This window comes from Rubripirellula reticaptiva (genome assembly GCF_007860175.1).
In the GTDB taxonomy this organism is placed as follows: Bacteria; Planctomycetota; Planctomycetia; order Pirellulales; family Pirellulaceae; genus Rubripirellula; species Rubripirellula reticaptiva.
Map to the genome: position 1 here is coordinate 1,500,762 of NZ_SJPX01000001.1, position 14,763 is coordinate 1,515,524.

A 14,763-nucleotide genomic window follows, 5' to 3' on the forward strand; every position below is an offset into this window, starting at 1 on the left:
CCCATGCATCCAAACTCTGATGACAATTGGCCTCGCCGAGTCGCAATTCTTGGCGTCGGGTTATTGGGTGGCAGCGTTGCCATGTCGATTCGGCGTTCGCGTCCCGAGACTGTCTTTGTCGGATACTCGCGCAGCACGGATCGTTTAGCAGACGCCATTCGTCGCGGCATCATTGACGAAGCCACCGACTCGATTGGTGATGCCTGTCGCGATTGTGATGCCGTCGTCGTGGCGACGCCCGTCGACCGCATCGCTGCGATGGTGATCGAAGCGGCTGGGCATTGCCCGGATGATTGTTTGATCACGGACGTGGGCAGCACGAAAAGCGGGATCGTAGCCGCGGTTGAGAAAGACGCCTGCGCCGCCGCGAAATTTGTCGCTGCTCACCCGATCGCCGGTAGCGAGAAATCGGGCAGCCAGTATGCGGTCGCAAACTTGTTCGATCACAAAGTCGTGGTGGTGACGCCCGGCAAGGCCGCCGATTCGGCAATGGTCCAGCGGACGGATCGGTTTTGGAAAATGACGGGCGGCAAAACGGTCACAATGTCGGTTGCCGATCATGATGATTACTTGGCCGCCATCAGCCACGTGCCACATTTGATGTCGGCGCTGGTCGCTCGGATGACGCCACCGGTTGCCCGGTCGCTGGTCGGTACGGGCTGGAAAGATATCACGCGGGTCGCGTCGGGCGATCCGGAAATGTGGACAGCGATCTGCCGCGAGAACAGGCCGGCCATCGTCACCGAATTGGCCCGGTTGGCTGAGGAGCTGAACCAATTGCGATCAATCGTCGAGGATGGTCGCGACGACGAAATGGCAAGTTGGCTGGCCGAGGCTAAGCGGATCAAGGATCAGGGCTGAGCCGATTTGGTCAGGGCTTCGCTTTTTCTGGACTCGGAAAACGCGAAAATCCGCAAAAACAGGCGTCTCGACTTCGGAGGTCGGCTCTCGGCGATTCAGGTCTTGTCAGGTACCATTTGTGGCTAACGCGGCTAACACGCGTGGCCTGCCGGTGCCTGCGGCAGGGCGTTAAATGATCGAACATCCTTGAAGGTCCTTCCCATGCCGCTTTGGCAAATCGATATTTATCCGGCCGAAAACCAAGTCGACCGCGAAGCCATCCGTACCACCGAAGAAATCGCAGAGCTTGGTCTCGGAAAGAACGTTTCGGTGGCTTTCGCTCGCGGCTTTCTGGTCCAAGGCAACTTTGGCGCCGAAGAAGCGGCCCGGTTGGCGGGCACCTTATTGTCCGATTCGATCACCGAGCATTCGGTGGTGGCGATCGCTGGGCAAGACATTTTGAACGAGCCGCCGGGGACGCAAACGGTTCAGGTCAACGTTTTGCCAAAGCCAGGCGTGATGGATCCGGTGGCATACAGCACGCTGGGTGCCGCTCGCGATGCCGGGTTTGCGGTCGACGCGGTTCGCACGATGCGTAAGTACTGGATCGGTGGCGTCGATGACGCTTCGCTGGACAGCATTTGTCGTCGCGCACTTTCGAACGACGCAATCGAACAAGTCGTTGTTGGTCCGTTAGAGATGGATCAGTTGGACGTTGGTTCGCCGAGCGATTTTAAGTTGGTGACGATTCCAATTCGCGAGTTGGATGACGAGGGACTGACCAAGTTATCCAAAGACGGCCAGTTGTATTTGACACTGGTCGAGATGCAGACGATCCGCGCGCACTTCGCCAAAATCGGCCGTGACCCCACTGACATCGAACTCGAATCGGTCGCACAAACTTGGTCAGAACACTGCAGCCACAAGACACTAGCCGGACGGATTGCTTATCAGGGGCCCGGTTACGAAGGACACGGCGCCGACGGTGCGCCGATGGCGGACAAACGTCAGTATGAAAACATGCTGAAGGAAACCATCTTTGCGGCTACCCAGCAGATTCGTAAAACGCTTGGTGACGATGACTGGTGCGTCAGCGTATTCAAAGATAACGCGGGCATCGTCACGTTTGATGACGAGTACCACGTGTGCTTCAAAGTCGAAACGCACAATCACCCGTCAGCGCTGGAACCTTACGGCGGTGCCAATACGGGCATCGGCGGTGTGATCCGTGACCCGATGGGAACCGGCATGGGGGCCAAACCGATTTGCAATACTGATGTGTTTTGCTTTGCGCCGCCCGATACGGCGGTCGATTCATTGCCGCCCGGCATCTTGCATCCTCGTCGCGTGATGAAGGGAGTCGTTTCCGGTGTCCGTGATTACGGCAACCGCATGGGTATCCCCACGGTCAACGGCGCGGTTTATTTTGACAAGCGTTATCTGGGCAACCCGTTGGTGTATTGCGGAAACGCTGGGCTGATTCCGGTCGGGATGGAAGAGAAGGAAGTCAAGGCGGACGACTTGATCGTCGCCATCGGCGGACGTACAGGGCGCGATGGGATTCATGGTGCAACGTTCAGTTCAGCCGAACTGACCAGCGAATCGGAATCGTTGTCCGGTGGTGCAGTTCAGATTGGCAACGCGATCACTGAAAAGATGGTCTTGGACGTTTTGATTCAAGCTCGTGACCGTGGATTGTTCAACGCCGTCACGGACTGTGGTGCCGGTGGGTTCAGCAGTGCGGTCGGTGAGATGGGCGAGCACTTGGGTGCCGAGGTTTGGCTGGACAAGGCGCCGCTGAAGTACGACGGTTTAACGTACACCGAAATCTGGATCTCGGAAGCTCAAGAACGCATGGTGTTTGCGGTTCCGCAAGACAAGTGGGACGAACTGCGCCAGCTTTGCGAGAGCGAAGGCGTCGAGGCGGCTGCGATCGGACGTTTCGTGCCGACCGGACGGTTGTTGTTGACCTATCAAGGTCACACCGTTGGCGATGTCGCGATGCAATTTTTGCACGATGGTCGTCCGCCAATCATTCGCGATGCCGTCTACACGCCGCCCGAAACTCAGCCGCTGGATCTGCCTGCGATGAGCGCCGACGACCACCGTACTGCGTTGCTTGCGATCATGGGCAGCTTGAACGTGGCCAGCAAGCAATGGGTGATTCGCCAATACGATCACGAGGTCCAAGGTGGCAGCGTCGTGAAACCGCTGGTCGGTCCGCTTTGCGACGGACCTGGCGATGCGGCAGTGGTGCGGCCGCGAATGCAGTCGCGTCGCGGTTTGGTTTTATCGTGCGGAATGAATCCTCACTACGGCGACTTTGACACGTATCACATGGCTACTTCGGCGATCGACGAAGCGATGCGAAATGCGGTCGCTGTGGGTGCTGATCCGTCGAAGATTGCGATCTTAGACAACTTTTGCTGGGGCTACACTGACCGCGCCGAAACGCTCGGTTCGTTGGTCCGTGCGGCGATCGCGTGCCAGGACATGGCGGTGACGTTGGGGACTCCGTTCATCAGCGGCAAGGACTCGCTCAACAACGAGTTCAGTTACTTTGAAAGCGATGGCACCAAGCAAACGATTTCGATTCCACCGAGTCTGTTGATCAGCGCGATGGGCCAAATCGATGACATCGGCAAGGCTGTCACGATGGACGCCAAAGAAGTCGGTAATGTCGTGTACTTGGTTGGCGAAACGAAGTCGGAACTAGGCGGTTCGCACCTTTCGTTGGTGCAAGATTTGGCCGGCGGCCAAGTGCCAACGGTTGACGCAAACGTGGCCAAGGCAACGTTCGCGGCGATGCACGCGGCGATCATGTCGGGCCAAGTCCGTGCGTGTCACGACCTCAGTGAAGGTGGTCTGGCGGTTTCCGCAACCGAGATGGCGATGGCGGGAACGTTGGGCATGCAGATCGACATTGCCGCCGTTTGTGACAGTGGTTTGTCGTCGTCGGAAGTTCTGTTTAGCGAGTCAAATACGCGTTTCTTGGTCGAAGTTTCGGCTGATGCGGCAGACGAATTTGAAAAGTCGTTGAGCAATCATTCGGTTCCGGTTGCTCGGCTAGGTACAATCGAGGCCGACGAGCGGATGATCGTCATGCAGGGCGACGATGTCGTTTTGGATGTGACCACCGCCGATGCCAAGGAAGCCTGGCAAAAACCACTGGCTTGGTAGCCGATTGTTTGTGCAAGCCGGAGGAAGTGGTAGCCGAGTGTTCAACGAAAAGACAGCTTTATGATTTCCGCCATCCCGACTACCACGTTTACTGTCGTCATTTCGCGAGGCCAATCGCGGAACCCGGAAAAGCGTGGAATCGAACAAGCAATCGCCGACACCATCGGTGCGATCGATGGCGTTGATGTGTTGGTGATCCCCCACCTGTATGACTTGCCCAAATCGAGCGAGTCGTACAAGAAGTTGTCGGCGGTCGAAGGCGACATTGTGGTGGCTTCGTGGATTTACGGTCGTGCGGCGCACTGGGTGCTCGATCGCAACGGCATCGGTGGCCAGTTTGGCGAAGTTCAATTGGGGCAATCGGCGGACGAAGACGAGCCATCGGATGTACCTGAATCGATCAGCGAAGAGGCGGCGCCGGTCGACCGAGTGACGGATCTGAATCCTCGACCAGATCGCAACATCCACTGCATTGACTTGAAGATCTCGACGGACGTCAGTGCTTTTATCGCTGAGATTCGTCGGATCGTCGGTGCAGAAACCAACCCGCGTGAAACATCGCTGCCGATTATTGGTGGCAAGATCGTGCAGGTCGACGAAACAACGTCGCGGCGCTGGTATCCGGTCATCGACTTCAGCCGTTGTACGAATTGCATGGAGTGCGTCGATTTCTGTTTGTTTGGTGTCTATGGCGTCGACTACGGCGAGAACATTCTTGTCGAACAGCCCGACAATTGTCGCAAGGGATGCCCGGCGTGCAGTCGGGTGTGTCCCGAAAACGCCATCATCTTTCCTCAGCACAAAGCACCTGCGATTGCCGGCGCCGAAGTCGAAGGCGACGAGGGTTTCAAGATCGACCTATCCGTTTTGTTTGGGGCTCCCGCTAGCGGTGACGATCCGATCGCGACAGCAGCCCGCGAACGCGACGAACAGTTGTTGTTGGCTGGCCGCGATGTGGTCGGGATCGATGATCAATTGGCCAAGCGTCAGATGGACGCGAAATCACAACCCAAAGACGGGCTAGATCGATTAATCGATTCGCTTGATGATTTCGATCTTTAGTCTTTCTTGATCGAATCACCAAGAAACGATTCGGCGAATGCTGGGGAATCGAATTGAAGTGATTTTCTAGGTCAACTTCTCCGTGCAATCGGACCGATACAACGGCTAGGTATCGCCCGAACTCGGAGCACATTGTGCAGCAACGAAGTCAAACATTATCAGCTAAACGTCGCTACCTTAGCGCCATTCTTGCCACCGGACTTTCGTTGGGGGGGGCTGCGTCATGTGGCTTTGCACAAGATGGGCGCCTGTTGGTGCCGTCGTCTGTTTCGTTGTTGACCGAGGCGACAGCAAAGGCAAACGCAGAACCGATTCGCCAGCCAGAAGCTCGGATTGCTGCCTTGCCAACTTCGCCCAGCGACATTACACCGGTTCCTGCGGCACAAGTTCCTGCTGCAGACGGCGAGATGGTTTTGCAAGCGCCGGGCAATTCGACGCTTGAACTGCGAGTCGCACGCCGGCCTTGGTTGTTGGACAAGTTGATGAACCCGGGTGGTTCGGATGCCGAGAAGATGGATCCGCCGTCACCACCGGCCGAATTGCCCGACCCGCCATCACTAGGCCGGTTGCCAGCGAGGCCCAGCTATTCCAACGAATCAATCGACGTCGGTGTTGACCCCAACGATGGGTGGCGAACGAGAGGTCAGATCAGTGTGCCGCGGTTGAACGCCGTTGATCAACAACCGACGCTTCGCGCGGTCGAGCCAACGCAAGAAGCGTCGATGCGTGCGGCGACGAACGGCGTACCGCTACTGGCTGCTCCGCAAACAACTTCACCGCAAGCAACTTCACCGCGAGTTGCGCCCTCGCAGGCACCGCTGCGGTCCGTTGCGCCGAGTCCAGCGGATGGGCCGATTCCTTTGACGGATCCGCCAGCGATGAAGACGCGAAACTCACGTCCGGCCTCACCGAAGGTTGTTGAGCCAACGACGCCCGCGGAATCGCCTGCCCAATCGGCGGAGCCTAAGGCATCCCAGCGTGTCAGCGATTTGCCGTCAAAGAAAGGGATCTATATCGGCGATGATTCCGACAACGAGCCGCCCCGCCAGTCGCCTAACGAGTCGTCAGGTGTGGTTGTTCGCAAACTGCGAATCGGTCGCGATGGCATGCCGCTGGGTAATTCCGATTCGCTGGCTCCGTTTGACCACGAAATGGAGGACGCTTTACCGATCGGTGCCGCTAACGACGCGAAGATAGATCCACCGTCGTATGTAAAACCGATCGAGAAGCCAACCGAGAAACCCGTCGCCTCGCCGCCAACGAAACAGAAGCCGTTGCAAACGGTTGAGCCGGAGATTCTTGGTGCGGATTCAGATCGCGGGAAACGCGATCTGGATCGTGACGAAAATCGCGAAGCCGATGTCGGTCGGTCTGATACGACGGCTCGCGTTCAACCATCGATTCCGCTGGATTATGCCGGCTATCCACTTGCCGATGTTCCGGTCGGCAGTACCGTGGCTCGTATGCAAAACCTGATGCGGGCGTGCTTGAGCCATTACTACGCTGATGCTGAGGTTGCTAACGAGCGAAGCAATTGGGGCATGATGCATGCGATCATGGTTTATGGAATCGACACCAAGGTGATTGTCGACCGAAAATCGTATAGCACGATTGCTTGGATTGCCGGGAACAATGCTTGTCGTGGACAACGATTGTTGGCATCCGAGAACGGTCGCATCGTGGTCAAGAGCGGCGTGGGGCTGCAAGGTCACCAGGCTCAGATGTTGGCGGTATTCTCGTTGTGCGACGTGCCGGAGGACTATCCGCTCTATGCCGGCGGTGAAAAGTACTCGATGCGGGATGTGATCCGTGAGGAGCAGTTGGCGTGCAAGACTGGGGAAGAATTGACATTCACGTTGATTGGTTTGTCGCACTACATGGACACAGATTCGTCGTGGAAAAGTGAGGACGGCGAAACTTGGGACTTCGAACGACTGATTCGCGAGGAACTGTCGCAGCCAATCGTGGGCGCGGCTTGTGGCGGAACGCACCGATTGATGGGGTTTGCTCATGCTCTGCGTAAACGCCGAGCCGAAGGCAAGCCGATCGATGGACAGTGGAAGCGGGCCGAAAAATTCACCGAGGACTTTGTTGACTACAGCTATCGGTTGCAAAACCGAGATGGGTCGATGAGCACGGATTGGTTTGAAGGCCGCGAAGACAATGACGACACTGATCGCAAGGTCCAGACCACCGGCCACATGGTCGAATGGCTATTGACTCTAACACCGGATTCTCAGTTGCAGAATCCTCGATTGGTGGCGGCGGTTCGGTACCTGTTAACCACGATGTACAAGGATCGAGATCACGACTGGAGCATCGGCCCCAAGGGGCACGCGCTGCGTTCGCTGGCGATGTACTACGAACGAGTCTACCGTGCTGATGCCCCGCCTTGGCGAACCCCGATGACAGCCCGGTCGCCGTCGCGATCGACCGGAAACTCGCGGCGATAGGGCTGCGAAAGGCTGTTTTGCGGCGTCACGACCTGTGCGAAGCTGGGCCGGTCGGCTAAAACAGAGGGTCTACGAGATTGATGATACTCTTGCATTGAAATGGCTCCGCACGTGGCGACGCAACGACTGACCAAACATAACGCAGCCATGGTCGAGGCGGCGATCGCACTTCTAAAAGCGAGAAACGCCGACGCGTTGCTTGTGTTGTTGGATGGTTCGACGGACTGGAAGCGGATCGCCGACATGGCCGCCGGAACCGACAAGCCGGTGATCGTAGCAGTCGACAGTGCTGATGATTTGGAAGGCGCAGCCGAAGCAGGACTGAAGCCGCTCGCTCTCAATAAAGAAAAAGCACCACTGCTAGAACGGCTGCAGCACGCGATCTTGGAATCGGCTGCGGACGAGTTCATTCGCACCAATGGCGAAGTTGTTGCTGTCTACAGCGGGTTTCACCAGGGCCGTCTCGATTCGATCAGTCATCTGCAACTGGACGAGCGGATGCGACGGTTGACGACGCGTGACTTGCAGATGCTAGAGAGTCGCGTTCCCTTGCCGACGATCAAAGCGGTCATCGACTTGGCCGCACAGATCGGCCGCGAGGGACGCGAAGGCAAGCCGGTGGGGACCTTGTTTGTCGTTGGCGATACTCGCAAGGTCTTGGAACATTCCAATGATTCAGGCGTCGATCCGTTTCGTGGTTACAACCGGTCGTTTCGCAACCTTTTGGATGCAAAAGTTCAAGACGACGCGAAAGAAATCGCTCAGCTTGACGGGGCATTCGTCGTAGGTAGCGATGGCGTGATTGAACGAAGTCGTCAAATGCTTGAGGTTTCGCATGAAGACCTGACGATGACCAAGGGGCTTGGTGCTCGGCACTGGGCCGCCGCTGCGGTGACTCGAAAAACGAAAGCGATTTCAGTGGTCGTAAGCCAGTCGACTGGCACGGTGCGTTTGTATCAAGACGGCAATCTTGTGATGCGGATCGAGCCGATGGAAAAGGCTGTGACGTGGCAAGAGTTCGCTTTTGAGCCGCCGTCATCATCCAACCAATCTGATACGTAAACGGCGCCACGTGAAAAACGAAACGGGACACATCGGAGTCCTATCGGCAACCACGCTGGTCGCGGCCAGCATGATTGGCGTTGGCGTTTACACGACAAGTGGCTTCACACTGGCTGCACTGCAGACGCCCGAGCGGGTGATCATGGCCTGGGTGGTCGGAGGCATCATTGCGATCTGCGGGGCGATTGGTTACGCCAGCCTCGCGTCTCGTTTCACCGAATCGGGTGGCGAGTATTTGTTTCTGTCACGGACATTGCATCCTGTTGCCGGTGTGATGGCAGGATGGGTTTCAATGCTAGCCGGATTCACCGGGGCGATCGCCGTGGCGGCGCTCGGACTGGAAGAATATTTGGTGCCGATGCTAGGTGAGGGAGTCGCTTCGTTACCCGGTGGAACGATCGCCATCGCGTCGGTCGTCCTAGCTGCCATCATGCACGCGATCGGTGTTCGCGGTGCGTCGCAAATTCAAGACGCGGTAGTGATCGTCAAGTTGATTCTGATCGCGGTGTTTGTGGTCTTTGCGGCCCGTTTGATTCTGCCCAATTCCGATGGTTTAAGCGCCGATGGTTTAAGTGCCGGTCCGCTTTCGGACACCGCGGCTCCGATGCATTGGCTTGATTTCGCCGGCCAGTTGGTTTGGATCTCGTTCAGCTATGCTGGTTTCAATGCGGCGGTTTACATCGCCGGTGAAGTGCGGTCTCCGAACCGTAATGTGCCGCGTGCCCTGGTCGGCGGAACTGTTTTGGTGACGGTTGTGTATGTGCTGCTAAATGCAATTTTTGTGCACTCGGCACCAATTGGAGTGATCACCGCGGGTGAAAATATTTCTCAGGTTGCTGCCACGGCCGCCACGTCACTTGGCGGTCAGCGTTTCGCTTTGCTGGTTCGCGGAGTGATCGTGATTTCGCTGCTAACCAGCGTATCCGCGATGGTGATGACGGGGCCTCGGGTTTACGCCAAGATGGCGGACGATGGTTTCTTGCCCAGCTTTCTTCGGTTCACCGGGCGCGTGCCTGTCGCTGCGATCGCGTTTCAAGCAGTGCTGGCGATCATTGTGATTTCGGTTTCTACGCTGACCCAATTGCTTGGCTATCTCGGTTTGACGTTGTCGGTTTCGTCGGCACTGACGGTCGCGATGTTGTTGGTGTTGCGATTTCGCGGTGAGATTGAGCGGTTGCCGCTGTATGGGATTCCACCAGTGATTTATGTGATAGCAACCCTGGGCATTGCCGTGATGTACGCGATTAGCAAACCCGAACAAGCGATCGCTGCCGCAGCCACATTAGTGATCGGCGGGATGTTTTTTGTCACGAAGCGCAAAGCGAAAAAAGTGACCACGAACTCGTAAAACCATCACCGGTTTGGCGATGGCGGCAGGATTGTGAAGATTTCGTGATGAAGAATTGCGAAAATCTAGGGCCAGATATAATTCGCCCATTCTTCATTCCGTAGCCCCCACGAGTCAAAGCGTCGATGACACAACCCAAGTCCACACGGCGTCAGTTTTTGAGTGACAATTTCGCAGCGGCAACGTCGTTCGCCGCCGGTGCGGCGATCGGATCGCTGGGCCAACGTCTGGCGATGGGCGAATCGATTTCACGTCGCCGATTGATTGACGTCAACGATGAAGTCACAGGGTTGCCCTTGTTGCGGTTGCCAGAGGGGTTCCGGTATCGAACGTTCGGTTGGACGGGCGACTTGATGGATGACGGGTTTGTGACGCCCGGTTTCCATGATGGCATGGGTGTCGTCTCGGCTGATGGAACTCTCTTGACCTTGTGCCGCAATCACGAAGTCAGTGACGACGGCGTCTGTATGCCGATCAGCGGCGGTGTTCCGTACGACGTGCGTGCGATGGGGGGATGCACGTCGCTCGTATTTGATTGCGAAGTCGGCGACTGGGTTGCTAGTCGGACGGTCATGTCTGGCACCAGCCGAAACTGTGCGGGCGGAGTCACGCCTTGGAATACATGGCTGACCGCCGAAGAAACCGTATTAGGGGCAGGCGATCGGGACCCCTACAAGGGCGACGCGGTGCGATCGTTCAAGAAAGATCACGGTTGGATTTTCGAAGTCGCGATGGACGGTAAGTCAAATCCACAGCCGATCAAAGCGATGGGGCGATTTGTCCACGAAGCCGTCGCGGTCGATCGCAGGACCGGCATCGTTTACGAAACCGAAGATCGTGGAACGTCGGGATTTTATCGGTTTATTCCCAATCGGCCTGGGAATCTGCATGCCGGCGGAGTTCTCGAGATGGCCGAGGTTGTCGGTGCACCCGATCTGCGCGGCGGTGTGGCAAACGGCGCCGAGTTCGACGTTCGTTGGCATCGAATCGACAACCCGACTTTGGACGATGCTCCGGCCGACCAGCCGTGTGACGACTTGGGCGTCTTCAAACAAGGCAAGGCCAAGGGAGGATCGACATTCTCGCGTTTGGAAGGATGTTGGTTCGGCAACGGAAAGGTTGTGTTTGATGCGACCGATGGTGGTGCAGCCGCAGCCGGCCAGATTTGGGAATTTGATCCGGAAACGCAGCGACTCAAACTGCTGTTCGAATCGCCTAGCAAGCCGACCCTGAACATGCCCGACAATCTGTGCGTCAGTCCTCGCGGCGGCATCGTGCTTTGTGAAGATAACGACTATGGCGCGAACGAGTATCCGCAGCGGATGTTTGGTCTGTCTCAGGACGGAAATTTGGCGTTGCTTGCCGAGAATAACATCCGGTTGCATGGCGAAAAGAACGGGATCATAGGCGATTTTCGTACCAAAGAATGGGCCGGCGCGACGTTCAGTCCGGACGGAAAGTGGTTGTTCGTCAACGCTCAAACGCCGGGAATCACATTCGCGATCACGGGACCGTGGGAATCAACGCTGGTTTAGTTTGCACCAGCTTGGTTGGTGCGGCCTGGCTGCCGCACACTTGCGCCAGAGCAGGCATTGCGCTAACATTGGCACGTCTCAAACGTACCAATTCGCAAGAACTTCAGCCATGCTTTCGACCAATCAGATTCACCAGGGCAGCTGCATCGACGGGATGTCCCAGATCGAAGACGGCAAAGTCGATTTGGTTTTTGCGGATCCCCCTTTCAACATCGGTTACACGTACGACGTCTACGATGACCAACGCGAAGCCGACGAGTACCTGCAGTTTTGTGAGTCCTGGATTGGACAGGCTCACCGGATCTTAAAACCGGACGGCTCGTTCTGGTTGGCGATCGGCGATGAATATGCGGCGGAACTCAAGCTGTTGTCTCAGCGGCTTGGTTTTCATTGTCGCAGTTGGGTGATCTGGTACTACACGTTTGGTGTTAATTGCGTTCGCGGATTTAGTCGTTCGCACACCCACCTGTTTCACTTTGTCAAAGACCGTGAACACTTTACGTTCAATGGTGACAATCCTCTGGTGCGAGTCGCGTCGGCGCGACAGTTGGTGTACGCCGATAAGCGAGCCAACAGCAAAGGCCGGCTACCCGACAACACTTGGATTCTGCGTCCCCAGGATTCGCCACCGGGTGGTTTCTCGATGTCGCACGACACGTGGTTTTATTCGCGAGTCGCAGGCACATTCAAAGAACGCGAAGGGTTTCACGGTTGCCAAATGCCCGAGCAAATCTTGGGACGGATTCTGCGGATCAGTAGCAATCCGGGCGACGTGGTGGTGGATCCGTTTGGCGGCAGTGGGACGACGCTGGCAGTCGCCAAGAAGCTTGGGCGACAGTGGATGGGATTCGAATTGTCACCCGAGTACGCCCAGCACATCGCCACTCGATTGGCGGACTGTCAGCCCGGTGATCCGCTTGATGGTGTCGAAGATCCGCTGACCAGCGCGCCCAAGACTTCACAGGGCAAGAAACGCACGGAGTTCAAGAATGGTCGCCCCGTGTTGCCGCTTGATGAAGACACGAAAGCCGCAATCATTGATGCGTTCCAGCAGACCAGCCAAGGATACTCGTCGGACTATCTGCTGTGCGATCCCGAATTGTCGGCGGCATTCTTGAAAGCTTGCCGCGCGGCAAAGATCGGCGGCGATGCCAGGGTCTGGAATTCGTTTTTGCTTCGGCTGCGCAAAGCGGGCCGGTTGCCGGCCGCAACTCAGAAATCCAAGCAAGCGTCCTGGGCTCAGATGGAACCTTACCGCGAAGCTGCCGAAGTCGCGGTCAGGCTGGTCGAGTTGGATTATTCGATGACGCTCGACGAGATGCTTTGCTGTCCGGCGGCGGTGGCCGAGTTTGATCGGCTGGCAGCTTCTTTTTCGCCCGGTTATTCGCCGTTTCAGTATCGGTGGTCGGCGATGGGGTTGCGGAAACGGGCTCGGACGAAGCGTTTTCAGTCCGTAGCCAGCGATCAGGCGGAAAAGTGGAAAAAGACGCGTCTGCCAGCGTCGAAGGCGATCGAGGGTTGTATGGCGAAGTCGTTCGTCTGTCCCGGAGTGTTGGAGATTTCGAACGAAAATGAGCTGATTTTCGTCAGCGAGACGACCAATATTCGTGACCGGATCGCACAGATTCTCGACAGCGACGCGTGGCAGAGGTTCTCGCCATCGCAGGTTCGGGTATGGAAGGTGGACGGCGAATTGGACCAGTTTGCTCTACGGGCGCATCGGTCAGAGGCCGGGAATTCGCTTTTGAACTGCGGCTTTGTTCGGTTGGGGGGACGCGAGGATCATTAGACGGGCTTTTTTGGGCTTCAAGCGTACAATAAGCACCCGCTTGCGTTTACAATCTCATCCATTGCAACGTGAAACGGCCTAGCCGATCAATTTAAACTCTCCTGCCCCTCCCAAGGAATTTCCATCCATGCAAACTCCACCCGATCGTCGTTCATTCTTGAAAACAACGACTGCGGCTGCTGCCGGTGCAGCACTGACCAGCACGATCGCCCGCTCGGCCAATGCGGCTGGTAGCGACGAAATCCGCTTCGTTTTAGTCGGCTGTGGTGGTCGTGGTACCGGTGCGGCGGCTCAGATTTTTAATACCAAAGGCAACGTCAAATTGGTGGCTGTTGCGGACGCATTCGCGGCCAACGCAGAACGCGCGCTCAAGTCACTGAGCCGTGGCGAGAACGAGTCGAAAGTTGACGTTCCGCCGGAACAAGTCTTCGCCGGTTTGGACGCTTACAAGGCTGCGATCGACGTCGATGCTGACTTGGTCATCATCGCCACACCGCCTGGTTACAAGCCACAGCAGTTCGAATATGCGGTCAACAAAGGCCGGCACATCTTCATGGAAAAGCCGGTTGCCACCGACGCAGCCGGCGTTCGCCGCGTCTTGGCAAGCGTCGAAGAATCCAAGAAGAAGGAATTGATGGTTGCAATCGGTTTGCAACGCCGTCACGAGCCTACCTACATGGAAACGATCGCACGAATCCATGACGGTGCGATCGGCGACGTGATCTCGCAACAAGTTTATTGGAACGGTGGCGGCATTTGGTACCGAAACCGTACTGCCGACCAAACGGAAATGGCATTCCAAACCAACAACTGGTACCACTTCAATTGGGTCTGCGGCGATCAAATTTGTGAACAGCACATTCACAACCTTGACGTCGGTTGCTGGGTCAAGGGAATGTACCCGGTTGAGTGCAACGGGATGGGTGGTCGAGAACAACGGATGGGCGGTGATGCGTCGAAGTCTCAGATTTTTGACCACACGTTCTGTGAGTACACGTTCCCCGACGGCACCAAGATGTTCAGCCAAGGACGTCACCTGGCCGGCGGTTGGAATCATGTTGGCGAACATGTCCAAGGCACCAAGGGCACCGCGAATCCAGGCGGCTGGATCAAGGGTGAAAAGGACTGGGAGTTCAGCGGCAAGAAGGTCAATGGTCACCAACAAGAGCAGCACGACTTGATCGAAGCTCTGATGCGTGGCGAGATTTATAATGAAGGTGAGTACGGTGCTCACTCGACATTTACGGCGATCTTGGGTCGCGAAGCCTGTTACAGCGGTAAGGTTGTTAAGTGGGATGAGTTGCTGGAAACCGGTACCGAATTGGCACCTGGCATCGACGACTTTACGATCGATAGCGAAGTTCCAGTTTCAGCTCGCCCAGATGAAAACGGTCTGTATCCGGTTCCTGTGCCGGGCAAGCACAACCCGTTTGCTTAATCTCAAATCGTAAGCACTAAAAACAGAAAGCCTCGTTAGGATCAATCCCGGCGAGG

Annotated in this window: 9 protein-coding genes; all 9 read left to right on the forward strand. The window is 56.6% G+C overall.

Annotation, left to right across the window (positions count from 1 at the left end):
- The first annotated feature begins 3 nt into the window (after positions 1 to 3).
- The 9 genes from Poly59_RS05335 (at position 4) to Poly59_RS05375 (ending at position 14,707) form a co-directional block, all read left to right on the forward strand.
- On the forward strand, positions 4 to 861 hold the full coding sequence (locus tag Poly59_RS05335; RefSeq protein ID WP_146532971.1) for a prephenate dehydrogenase: 858 nt from the start codon (positions 4 to 6) through the stop codon (positions 859 to 861).
- A gap of 201 nt (positions 862 to 1,062) precedes the next feature.
- Positions 1,063 to 4,020, forward strand: a complete 2,958-nt coding sequence (purL, locus tag Poly59_RS05340; RefSeq protein WP_146532972.1) for a phosphoribosylformylglycinamidine synthase subunit PurL — start codon at positions 1,063 to 1,065, stop codon at positions 4,018 to 4,020.
- Positions 4,021 to 4,080: 60 nt separating this feature from the next.
- Positions 4,081 to 5,082, forward strand: coding sequence for an ATP-binding protein (locus Poly59_RS05345; protein WP_146532973.1), 1,002 nt, complete (start codon positions 4,081 to 4,083; stop codon positions 5,080 to 5,082).
- Between the two features lie 254 nt (positions 5,083 to 5,336).
- On the forward strand, positions 5,337 to 7,535 hold the full coding sequence (locus tag Poly59_RS05350; protein WP_146532974.1) for a hypothetical protein: 2,199 nt from the start codon (positions 5,337 to 5,339) through the stop codon (positions 7,533 to 7,535).
- A gap of 147 nt (positions 7,536 to 7,682) precedes the next feature.
- Positions 7,683 to 8,597 (forward strand): DNA integrity scanning protein DisA nucleotide-binding domain protein, encoded by a 915-nt coding sequence (locus tag Poly59_RS05355; RefSeq protein ID WP_246151437.1) that lies wholly within the window; start codon positions 7,683 to 7,685, stop codon positions 8,595 to 8,597.
- Positions 8,598 to 8,607: 10 nt separating this feature from the next.
- Positions 8,608 to 9,945 carry an APC family permease gene (locus tag Poly59_RS05360; RefSeq protein ID WP_146532976.1) on the forward strand — a complete coding sequence of 446 codons (1,338 nt, stop codon included), beginning with the start codon at positions 8,608 to 8,610 and terminating at the stop codon, positions 9,943 to 9,945.
- A 125-nt stretch (positions 9,946 to 10,070) separates the two neighbouring features.
- The gene (locus tag Poly59_RS05365; protein WP_146532977.1) at positions 10,071 to 11,480 is read left to right on the forward strand and encodes an alkaline phosphatase PhoX; all 1,410 of its coding nucleotides are present in this window, start codon (positions 10,071 to 10,073) and stop codon (positions 11,478 to 11,480) included.
- Positions 11,481 to 11,589: 109 nt separating this feature from the next.
- Positions 11,590 to 13,269, forward strand: coding sequence for a DNA-methyltransferase (locus tag Poly59_RS05370; RefSeq protein ID WP_146532978.1), 1,680 nt, complete (start codon positions 11,590 to 11,592; stop codon positions 13,267 to 13,269).
- A 127-nt stretch (positions 13,270 to 13,396) separates the two neighbouring features.
- Positions 13,397 to 14,707 (forward strand): Gfo/Idh/MocA family protein, encoded by a 1,311-nt coding sequence (locus Poly59_RS05375; RefSeq protein WP_146532979.1) that lies wholly within the window; start codon positions 13,397 to 13,399, stop codon positions 14,705 to 14,707.
- The last annotated feature ends 56 nt before the right edge of the window (positions 14,708 to 14,763 follow it).

Coding starts and splice junctions, on each gene's coding strand:
- Poly59_RS05335 (WP_146532971.1), top strand. CDS start 4: ATGCATCCAAACTCTGATGACAATTGGCCTCGCCGAGTCGCAATTCTT.
- Poly59_RS05365 (WP_146532977.1), top strand. CDS start 10,071: ATGACACAACCCAAGTCCACACGGCGTCAGTTTTTGAGTGACAATTTC.
- Poly59_RS05345 (WP_146532973.1), top strand. CDS start 4,081: ATGATTTCCGCCATCCCGACTACCACGTTTACTGTCGTCATTTCGCGA.
- Poly59_RS05375 (WP_146532979.1), top strand. CDS start 13,397: ATGCAAACTCCACCCGATCGTCGTTCATTCTTGAAAACAACGACTGCG.
- Poly59_RS05355 (WP_246151437.1), top strand. CDS start 7,683: ATGGTCGAGGCGGCGATCGCACTTCTAAAAGCGAGAAACGCCGACGCG.
- Poly59_RS05370 (WP_146532978.1), top strand. CDS start 11,590: ATGCTTTCGACCAATCAGATTCACCAGGGCAGCTGCATCGACGGGATG.
- purL (WP_146532972.1), top strand. CDS start 1,063: ATGCCGCTTTGGCAAATCGATATTTATCCGGCCGAAAACCAAGTCGAC.